The organism is Nocardia sp. NPDC057455, from assembly GCF_042802775.1.
Lineage (GTDB): Bacteria > Actinomycetota > Actinomycetes > Mycobacteriales > Mycobacteriaceae > Nocardia.
On the sequence record NZ_JBHVDM010000043.1, the window covers coordinates 1 to 9611 of the forward strand.

The window sequence follows — 9611 nt, forward strand, 5'->3', positions numbered from 1 at the left end:
GTCATGAGGCGACGCGCGACACCGTGGTGAGGGTCCCGATGAGGGCGGTGTCGTGATCCGCGGCGCGGAAGCGGGGGTGGTCGAGGATGTCGTGCAGGAACTCGGTCGTGGTGGCGACGCCCCTACCGCGGATCCTGGTCTCGGCCAGTGCCCGGCGCATCCGCGCGATGGCCGCGGGACGGTCCGGCGCCCAGACGATGATCTTGGCGAGTAACGAATCGTAATGCGGTGGAATGGCATAGCCGGGGCCGACATGGGTGTCGATCCGGACGAACGCTCCGCCGGGCAGCACGCATTCGGTGAGCGTGCCGGGTGCCGGCGCGAATTCGCGCTGCGGATCCTCTGCGTTGATTCGGCATTCGATGGCCACCCCGCGCGCAGTGGCGGCTTCCTCCGGCAGCGCCAACGGCAGCCCGGAGGCGATGCGCAGTTGCTCGGCGACGAGATCGATGCCGGTGACCATCTCGGTGACCGGGTGCTCCACTTGCAGGCGGCAGTTGACCTCCATGAAGTAGAAGCGGCCCTGGTGATCCAGCAGGAATTCGAAGGTTCCGGCACCGACGTAGCCGACGGCCTCGGCGCCACGAACGGCGGCCGCGCCGATCCGGGCGACGAGTTCCTCCGACAGCCCCGGAGCGGGCGACTCCTCCACGAGCTTCTGGTGCCGCCGCTGCAACGAGCAGTCCCGAACGCCCAGATGCCGCACCGCGCCCTGCCGATCGGCCAGGATCTGGACTTCGATGTGCCGCGCGGAGTCGAGGTAGCGCTCCACGTAGAGGCGGCCGTCGCCGAACACGGCGGTGGCATTGGCGCGGGTCTCCTGCCAGGTCGCGGCGAAGTCCGCCGAGTCACGCACGACCCGCATTCCGCGCCCGCCGCCGCCCGCCACCGCTTTGATGATCACCGGGTAGCCGATGTCGTCGGCGAGGGCATGCGCCTCCTCCACCGTGTCGAGCGGATCGCGGCTGCCCGGCAGCAACGGCAACCCCGCCGCGGCCATCAGCGACCGCGCCGTCGACTTGTCGCCGAGATCGGCCATGATCGAGGCGGGCGTGCCGACGAACACGAAGCCCTCCGCCTCGCACACCTCGGCGAAATCCGGGTCCTCGGACAGGAATCCGTATCCGGGGTGGATGGCGTCGGCGCCGGTGGCTCTGGCGGCCTCGATGATCGCGGGAATGTAGGAGTAGCTGCGCTTCGCGGGCCCTGGACCGATCCGGAACGCCTGGTCGGCCAGCCGGACGGCGGCGGAATCGGCGTCGGCCGCGGAATACACCGCGACCGTGCCGATCCCGAGTTCGGCGCAGGTGCGGATGACCCGCACGGCGATCTCGCCGCGATTGGCGACGAGCACCTTGCGGATCGGCCGCACGGTCACCGCACCACCTCGAGCACCAGCAGCGGTGCGCCGTGCTCGACCGCCTCCCCGTTCTCGACGAGGAATTCCGCCACCCTTCCCTCACGGGTCGCGGTGACCGGAATCATCAACTTCATCGCCTCGACGATGCCGATCTGCTGGCCGGCCCGCACCGGATCGCCTTCGATGACGAACGGTGCGGCACCGGGTTCGGAGGCGCGATAGAACACACCGACGGTTTCCGCCGTTATCGTGAAAGTATCGGCATCCGAACGAGTTTCGACAGACACGGATTCGGCGAGCACGGCCGCCGCGGGGGCGGGGGTGGCGGCCGTCGGCGCGGCGGTGATCGGCCCGCTGGTCCCGTTGTGCCCGTCCCAGCTGATCCGCAGCACCAACGGACCATTGGCGACGGTCACGGAGGTCGGCGCGGTCTCGGCCCGCACGGACAGCGCGTGCCGGGACAGCACGGCCAGCGCCTCGTCGGCGTCGACCGGATTCAACGCCCGGCCGGCCGGCTCGGTGGTCACGGACTCGGTCATCACTTCTCCTGATCGTTCGTGGGCAGCCCGAATACACGGAAGCGGTGGTGGCGCCGGTCGAGCAGTTGCGCCACTTGAAGTCGCGCCAAGTCGGCGACGGCGTGGCGCAGCGCCTGGCGCAGGGCGGCGGCGGCCGCGGCGGGATCTCGGTGCGCGCCGCCCGGCGGCTCGGGCAGCACCGCGTCCGCGACGCCGAGTTCGAGCAGGGAGGTCGAGTCCACCCGCAGTTCGGCGGCGGCGCGCGGCGCTGCGGCGGCGTCCTTCCACAGGATCGAGGCGCATCCTTCCGGGCTGATCACCGAGTAGACCGCGTTCTCGCACACGATCACCCGATCGGCCACAGCCAGCGCGAGCGCTCCCCCGCTGCCGCCTTCGCCGGTGACCACGGTGACCACCGGAACGGGCAGCCCGGCCAGCAGTTTGAGCGATTCCGCGATGGCGACGGCCTGCCCCTGCTCCTCGGCGGTGACGCCGGGATAGGCGCCCGCGGTGTCGACCAGCGTGATCACCGGAAGACCCAGCTTGGCGGCCAGCCGCAGCACACGGGCCGACTTGCGATAACCGGAGGGGGTCGGCATACCGTAGTTGCGCTGCGCCAATTCGCTTGCCGTGTGCCCCTTTTGCGTGCCGATCACGATCACGGGTGTGCCGTCGAGGCGGGCCAGCGCGGTGATCATGGCCGGGCAGTCGGCCGACAACCGGTCGCCGTGCAGCTCGATGAATTCGTCGAAGGACGCGGCCAGATAGTCCAGCGTGGTCGGCCTGCCGAGCTCGCGCGCGGCTCGCACGCTCTGCCAGGCGTCGCGCGGCGCGAGCTGGGTCACGTCGGCGCGGACCGGGTTCACGTCGTCCGCGAGTTCGATGCGGCGCGAGCTGTCGGAGGCCGACGCGAGCAGGCGAGCCAGCCGGTCGCGCAATGCCGAGCGGTGGCAGATCATGTCCACCACGCCGTGGTCGAGCAGGAACTCCGCCGTCTGGAAGCCGGCGGGCAGCGTCTCGCCGATGGTCTGCTGGATCACCCGTGGCCCGGCGAAGCCGAGGCGCGCGCCGGGCTCGGCGATGATGATGTCGGTGGACGTGGCGTAGGAGGCCGCCACGCCGCCGTAGGTGGGATCGGTGATCACCGAGATGGTCAGCACACCCGCGTCATCGAGTTCCCGCAGCGCCTGGCTGGTCTTGGCCATCTGCATGAGCGCGAGGATGCCCTCCTGCATGCGGGCGCCGCCGGACGCGGTGACCAGCACGAGCGGCACGCGCGCCGCCAGCGCCGTCTCGGCCGCGCCGGTGACCGCTTCGCCGACCGCACCGCCCAGACTGCCGCCGAGGAAACGGAAGTCCATGACCGCCAGCACCGCCGGCGCGCCACCGATCGTGCCGCGCACGCACCGGATGGCGTCGGGCAGCCCGGTGCGACGGCTCGCCTCGGCATGCCGCTCGGGATAGGGCCGGGAATCATTGAAGCCGAGCGGATCGACCGCGGTCGCGGCCGGTTCGATAGGCCGTGCCGAGCCCGGGTCGAGCAGCGCCTCGATGCGCTGGTCGGCGGTCAGCATGCCGTGCCCGTCGCAGTCCGGGCACACCCGGCCCGCGCGCTCGTAGCGTTTGGCGTAGAGCATGGCGGCGCAGGACGGGCACACCATCCAGGAGGTCCGGGTGTCCGGACCGCTCTCCAGCGTTGTCATCGTTCCTCCCTCGGTCGGGGTACGAATCGGGCGCAGTCGGCGGGTAGCCGCACGCCCGCGGTGCGCAACTGGGCGACGCGGGTGAGGTAGGCCGCGCCCAGCATCATCTGGTCGGCGATGTCGGCGACGTGGCGGTTGCGCAGCGCCGCCAGATAGCTTCCGGCCACCCAGTTGTTGAACCCGCCCATCGCGGGCCCGCACCAGATCTGATAATCGGCGACGCGGTCGGCCTCGCCGCGAATGCTCCACCCCGACGACAGCCCCAGATACCACCGGAACACCAGCGCCATTTTGCGTTTAGGGTCCGTGTCGGCGCCCGCCAACTGGGCCGGATCGCGCTCGGTGAAGTAGGTAACGCAGTCCGCCCACACGGCGTCGAGGGGCCGCTGGAACAGCGTGGCCTCGAGATCGCGGCGCAGGTCGGCCGGGATCGCGTCGATGCCGCCGTACGCGCGGTAGGTGTCGTAGAGCCGCTGCGCGCGGGTGGCGAACATGGTGCCCCTGCGCAGTACCTGCACCTGAACGCCCAGCTCGAACATGTCCGAGGACGGTGCCATGGTGCAGTCGGCGAAATCCGCCTGGGTGAGCAGCTGTTTGGTGGTGTCGCACTGGGCCGCTTCCCGGGTGGCCTGATTCACCGATCCGGTCACCACGTACGCGGCCCCGAGCGCGAAGGCCGCGGCCGCGGCGGCGGGGGTGCCGATACCGCCGGCCGCACCGACCCGGACCGCCGCGGCGGCGGGCACGATGCGGGCCAGCCGATCGCGCGCCGCGATCAATTCGGGCAGCAGCACCAGCAGCGGCCTGCGGTCGGTGTGGCCGCCGGAGTCGGCTTCGGCCGTGATGTCGTCGGCCATCGGCACCTGTTCGGCGAGCCGGGCCTGCTCCGGTGTCAGGTCACCCGATTCGACCAGCCCGCGCAGCAACCGCGCGGGCGCCGGGCGCAGGAACGGCTCGGCCACCTCCACCCGGGAGACCTTCGCGATCAAGCGATGACGCACCTCGACGCGTCCCTGCCGGTCCACGGCCAGCCCCGCCGCACGGTAGCGCACGACCTCGCCGGTGAGGTCCATGAACGCCGACGCCTCCACGCAGCGCACCTGGTGACGCAGGCAGGCATCGACGATCGCGCGCTCCAGAGCGGGTTCGGAAGGACTGTGGATCAAGTTGCACGCGAACGGCTTTCCGACCAGCGTGCGGCTCAACTCGGCCAATGCCACGTCCACGGCGGCGGGCGGCGTGCCCGCCGCGCCGTAGGAGGCGAGATATCCCGCCCGTGACATCGCCGAAACCAGAGCGGGCGAAGCGATTCCGTTCGCCATGGCGCCCGCCGCGTACGCCGCCCGCACCCCATGGGCGGCGGCGAACCGCCGATCGCCCAGCTGTTCGGGCGGCAGCGGGGCCACCGCCGCGAGGACGTCGGCGTGCGCCGTGATCCGCTCGTCGGATGTCGCGCCCACCCGGCCCTCGTGGCGCACGATCCAGCACGGGCGCGTCAGGTCGGACAAGACGGCGGTGATGCCGTCGGCGGTGTCCGCGAGGGCGCCGAGCCGGGAAGTCGTCATCAGCGTTCCTTCCGCTCGACGAGTTCGACCGCGAGGTCGATCAGCTCGTAGATGCGCAGACCCGGCTTCCACAGCGAGCCGTCGGCCACGACGGTGACGCCGTGCGGGCCGCGATGGATCTGCTTGATGTGGGCTTCGAGTTCGACGGTGCCGTCGGTGGGCAGGAACTGCCCGCGGTAGCGCCAGGTGAACGTCCGTTCGGCGGGGATACGGAAGACCGGATCGCCGATCGTGTCGGCGAATCCGGCGTCGAGCATCCACTCCTGGATCGCGTGGATCACCGATTCCACTCCGAGCGATCCCGGGATCACCGGGTCGAGGTGGAAGTGCCGGGCGAAGTACCAGTCCGACGGGTCGATCTCGCGCAGCGAATGCAGATACCCCGCTTCGTACCTGCCGCCGCCGTCGACCACCTCGACCTGATCGATCAGCGCCAGGGTGCGCCGGGCGCAGAGCGGGGCCGAGGCGTCGGCGCGGCGGGCGGCGACGTCGATGGTGCGTACCCGCGCGTCCGGGTGCTCCGCCAGCCAGGTCGGCGCGGGGCGGCCCGCGTCGAGGCCGGTCTGGTTGGCCAGAGCCTCGTCGCTGAAGTAACCGAACATGGTCTCGCCGGTGTAGAACGGTTCGCCGTCCACACTGAGCGTGTAGTCGAAGGTCTGTAGCGACGAGCCGGGCAGGATGGTGGTGGACAGCAGTCGGGAGGACTGGCGAATGGTTTTGTCTCGCAGATCGATCTGCCGCAGGACGGTGGCGGTGCCGCCGAGGTTGCGCAGGCTCAGGGTGGTGCCGGGCTGGGTGAGCGTGGGGCCTGCGTAGTACCCCATCAGCAGCGCCGCCTGCAACGAGGTCTCCATGTAGACGAAGTGCGGCATGGAGTCGTTCGCGGTGTCGCCGTAGTACCAGGAGTCGGCGGGTGAGTCGTATTCCGTGGTGTATGACGCGCTGTCCAGGGACCCGCGCCTGCCGTCGAAGTCGAGCACCCGGTCGACCAGCAGCAGGCCGCCGGTCGGCAGGCGGGTCGCCCGCACGCCGCTGTATTCCGCGAATTCCGGCCCCATGGCGATCGCCTGGTCACCGCGGGCCAGATGCGTCATGTGGAACTCGTTGAGCAGCAGACTTTCCGAGACCTGGCCCGGGCCGACGCCGCTGCCCGGCCGCTCTACCACCGTGACCGTGACGCCGAGTTCCCCGTTCACGCCCGCGACGCGCGCAGTGCCGGTCACGTGCGGCCGGGGCACCAGGTCGAGAGCGGTCACCGTCAGTGTGATCGTCCCGGAGGTGGCACTCGGGATGGTGCCCGCGCATTCGGCGACCAGGGAGCTGCCCGACAGCACCAGCGGCATGCCGAGGTACAGCGCGAACACCTCCGCGGTCTGTATGGCCGCCGCCCGCGGGTCGCCGTCGAACCGGGCCGTGACACTGCCGTTGCCCGAGCCGCCGTACAGCTCGATGGCGGTCACCTCGGTGAGCACGAGCGGACCCGGCCCGGCCGGCCGGGCCGCTACTTCGATGCCGGAGCGCCGATGCGCGGGCCCGAACACACCGCTCAGGTCGCCTTCGGTGAGACGGAGCAAGGCCGCTCGATCGAGACGGGTGCGAGAGGTACGGGCCAACGGCTTGAAAGCCGACTCCGCCGCGGTGACCCAGGCGGTCCCGCCCGTCGTCTCGGTGTCGACCGCTCGCTGCCACACCGCCCGCTGCAAGGCCAGTTGCGCGCTCAACGCCGCCCGGTGCGCCGCGACGACACCGGAGCGGATCTCGGCGAGCGGCGCGGCACGGTCCGTGCGCGCCGCCGGCGCACCGGGTTGTATCCCGGACTCGGCCGAATCCTTCTCCGCCGCACTGCGGATCGGCGCCCCGTCGGAGGACGGGGCGAGCGGACTCGTCCGCGTGCCCACACTGCCGGTATCCGTCCGGCGTGACGGCACCCCCTCGATACGCTCCCGGGTCTCCCCCGCCGGCGCGGTCACCGGATCGAACGGAATACCGTCGAACTCCAGCGTTGTCATGCCATCCACCGCCTCACCGAGGTCAGGAACTTCTCTGTCAGATCGGGTGTCGTCACCACGGTGACGTCCGAGAACCGTTGCAGCACAGTGCCGTCCGCCGTCGTGGCGGTGGCGTCGATCCGCGCGTCGAATCGACCGGTGCGCGGGTTGTCCACGGTGAGCACGAACGACTCGCCCGTGGGCAGGGGCCGGAAGTAGTCGGCCCGCCCCACGCCGAGTGGCAGGCAGGCGCTGCCGAGCAGCCGGTGGCCGAGCACCGGTGGTCCTTGCAGGATCAGGTCGGCGAGCACCGGATCGTGCAGTCGCCCGGCGTAGGCCCCGCCCGCCACGGCGGCGGTGGACAGTGCGCAGTCGAAGACGATCGCTTCGTCCGAAGCCGCTCGGACCCGGCGCAATCCTTGCAACGCGGGCGCGTGGAATTGGACGGCGTCGTGGTAGATGGTCGCCTCGCCGAGCGAACCGTCCGGCACCGGCAGGCGCGGGGGCCGATCGGCCGTTTCGGCGAGCTCGAGGGCCGCACGGAAGTGCACGGCGTTCTCGCCGCGCACCGTCACGTACACCGTGGACGCGCCCTCGTCGCTCGGCGTCAGCTCGAGTTCCAGCTCGTCGAGCGGGCCATCGAAGACGATCCCTTTGAGAACCTGGAAGTCCCGGACGCCGACCACCGTACGGCCCGGCAGGCCGCGTTCGGCGAAATTGATCATCGCGCCGAGACCGAAGGTGGCGGGGAAGACGACGTGCTCACCGATCCGGTGCGCCGCGATGATCGGGTCGTCGGTGATCCCGATGATCGTCCGGCGGGCCCGCACCTTCCCGGTCGCGGCCCTCGTGTCCGACAGCGACTTCGCCGGTCCGATGAGCACGACCGTGTCCCTGGAGCGGGCCTCGGTGAACTGCTCGGTGAACGCCGCCGCACCCATCTGCGGGTCGAGCAATTCGACACCGCGGGTGCGGAAGTGCTCCCGCAAGGCGGGAGTCACCATGCCGCCGTCCCAAGCTCCCCAATCGATCGCGGTGACATGGCAATTCGGCTGACGGTTTCGCCAACTCACCGCGAATCGCGAGAGCGCTTCGTTCGCCGCCGCGTAGTCGGCTTGACCGGCATTGCCGAACAGTCCGGCCACGGAGGTGAACAGCACCAGATGCCGAAGCTCACCGAGCGCGCGGAGCACCGAAGCCAGTCCGGCGATCTTGGGGTCGAGCACCCGGGCGACGGACTCGGCGGTCTTGTCCGTGATCGTGGAATCGGCCAGTACTCCCGCACCGTGCACGACGCCGGTGATCGAGTCACGCCACGGTGCGAGCGCGGCGGTGACCGCCTGCTCATCGGTGACGTCGACCGCGAGGTAGTCGGCGCGCGAGCCGAGGACGGCCAGCGTCCGGCGGATCTCGCGCGTGGCGCGGACGCCCGACACGGCACGCTCGATGTCGCGCGGTTTGGCGCCGGATCCGGCCAGCGCACGCACCGCGGTGGTCTTCAGATCCGCGTCGGGCACCCCCGCCGCCCAGTCGGGCTCGTCGGCCTGCTCGGAGCGTCCGAGCAGTACGAAACGCGCCTCGCTGCGCGCGGCCAGGGCGAGCACGCAGGTGGCCGTGACGCCGCGCGCGCCGCCGGTGACCAGCAGGACGTCCTCGGCGGTGAGCGTAGTGGGCTCCTGCTCCGCACCCGTCCGGACCGGGACGACGGTGCGCGCGGGGCCGTGCCCGCTGGGCACCGGGGTCCGTCGCTGCCCTGTCGCGTCGATGCCGACCTCGAGCGTGTCGCGGGCCGGATCGAACAGTTCGGCCGTCACGAACTCCGCCAGTTGCCGCGCGGAGCAAGCGGGATCGATGTCCAACGCCCGGCAGAACAGTTCCGGCTGCTCGGCGGCGAGGGTTTTCACCACACCGCCGATGCCGCCGAGCAGTGCGTGCTCCGGCTGCGAGCTGCCCAGGAAGCCCAGCGCGCCGTCGAGCCGCGTCACCGTCACGAACGCCGCTCGGTCCGGACCGCCGTGTAGCAGCGCCGCGGTGCGGCCGGCCACGAGGATGCCGTCGGTCAGATACCGTTGCGCCGATGCCCAGTCGGCGGTGCCGCCGAGCAGGACCAGGCAGAGGTCGAGGGGCTCGCCGTCGAGTTCGTCCACCGAATTCACCCGGAGCACGGTCCAATCCAGGCCGGCCAGCGCGGCGGCGAGCGCGTCACCGCCGGTGTCCGGCGCGCCGGACAGGTCGACGAGCACAACCCGCGCCCCGTCCCGGTAGGGCGCTATCGCCCGATCCAGCGCAGGCAGCGAGACCAGTTCGACGGCGTGCCGCGACGTTCCCGCCGCGGCCTCAGCTTTTGGGTGGACATCACTCCCCGCCACCCCGGCGAGTTCCACCACGATCTGATCCAGTGTGCGAAGCGCGCCCAGCTGTTCCGGGCCGAGACTCGGTAGGTTCGGAAATCGTTCCTGCAGCGCGCCGATCACCTG

At 71.0% G+C, this 9611-nt stretch carries 6 protein-coding genes; all 6 read right to left on the bottom strand.

Annotation, left to right across the window (positions count from 1 at the left end; genetic code table 11):
- Window position 1: 1 nt before the first annotated feature.
- Window positions 2-1378 (bottom strand): acetyl/propionyl/methylcrotonyl-CoA carboxylase subunit alpha, encoded by a 1377-nt coding sequence (locus ACFU5M_RS18760; protein ID WP_379050623.1) that lies wholly within the window; start codon window positions 1376-1378, stop codon window positions 2-4.
- Complete coding sequence (locus ACFU5M_RS18765; RefSeq protein ID WP_379050626.1) at window positions 1375-1899, bottom strand: acetyl-CoA carboxylase biotin carboxyl carrier protein; 525 nt, start codon at window positions 1897-1899, stop codon at window positions 1375-1377. The genes ACFU5M_RS18760 and ACFU5M_RS18765 overlap by 4 nt, the downstream gene beginning before the upstream one ends.
- Window positions 1899-3581 (bottom strand): acetyl-CoA carboxylase, carboxyltransferase subunit beta, encoded by a 1683-nt coding sequence (gene accD / locus ACFU5M_RS18770; protein ID WP_379050629.1) that lies wholly within the window; start codon window positions 3579-3581, stop codon window positions 1899-1901. The genes ACFU5M_RS18765 and accD overlap by 1 nt, the downstream gene beginning before the upstream one ends.
- Window positions 3578-5146 carry a PfaD family polyunsaturated fatty acid/polyketide biosynthesis protein gene (locus ACFU5M_RS18775; protein ID WP_379050631.1) on the bottom strand — a complete coding sequence of 523 codons (1569 nt, stop codon included), beginning with the start codon at window positions 5144-5146 and terminating at the stop codon, window positions 3578-3580. Before ACFU5M_RS18775 ends, accD begins: the two co-directional genes overlap by 4 nt.
- Entirely contained in the window at window positions 5146-7155 is a 2010-nt protein-coding gene (locus tag ACFU5M_RS18780; protein WP_379050633.1) for a beta-ketoacyl synthase, read from the bottom strand. The genes ACFU5M_RS18775 and ACFU5M_RS18780 overlap by 1 nt, the downstream gene beginning before the upstream one ends.
- Window positions 7152-9611 (bottom strand): SDR family NAD(P)-dependent oxidoreductase (locus tag ACFU5M_RS18785; protein ID WP_379050634.1); only part of this gene is annotated, 2460 nt, incomplete at its 5' end. The genes ACFU5M_RS18785 and ACFU5M_RS18780, both read right to left, overlap by 4 nt.

What these genes read in the sequence shown, in the direction of transcription:
- ACFU5M_RS18765 (WP_379050626.1), bottom strand. Translation starts at nt 1,899, where the DNA reads ATGACCGAGTCCGTGACCACCGAGCCGGCCGGCCGGGCGTTGAATCCG.
- accD (WP_379050629.1), bottom strand. Translation starts at nt 3,581, where the DNA reads ATGACAACGCTGGAGAGCGGTCCGGACACCCGGACCTCCTGGATGGTG.
- ACFU5M_RS18775 (WP_379050631.1), bottom strand. Translation starts at nt 5,146, where the DNA reads ATGACGACTTCCCGGCTCGGCGCCCTCGCGGACACCGCCGACGGCATC.
- ACFU5M_RS18780 (WP_379050633.1), bottom strand. Translation starts at nt 7,155, where the DNA reads ATGACAACGCTGGAGTTCGACGGTATTCCGTTCGATCCGGTGACCGCG.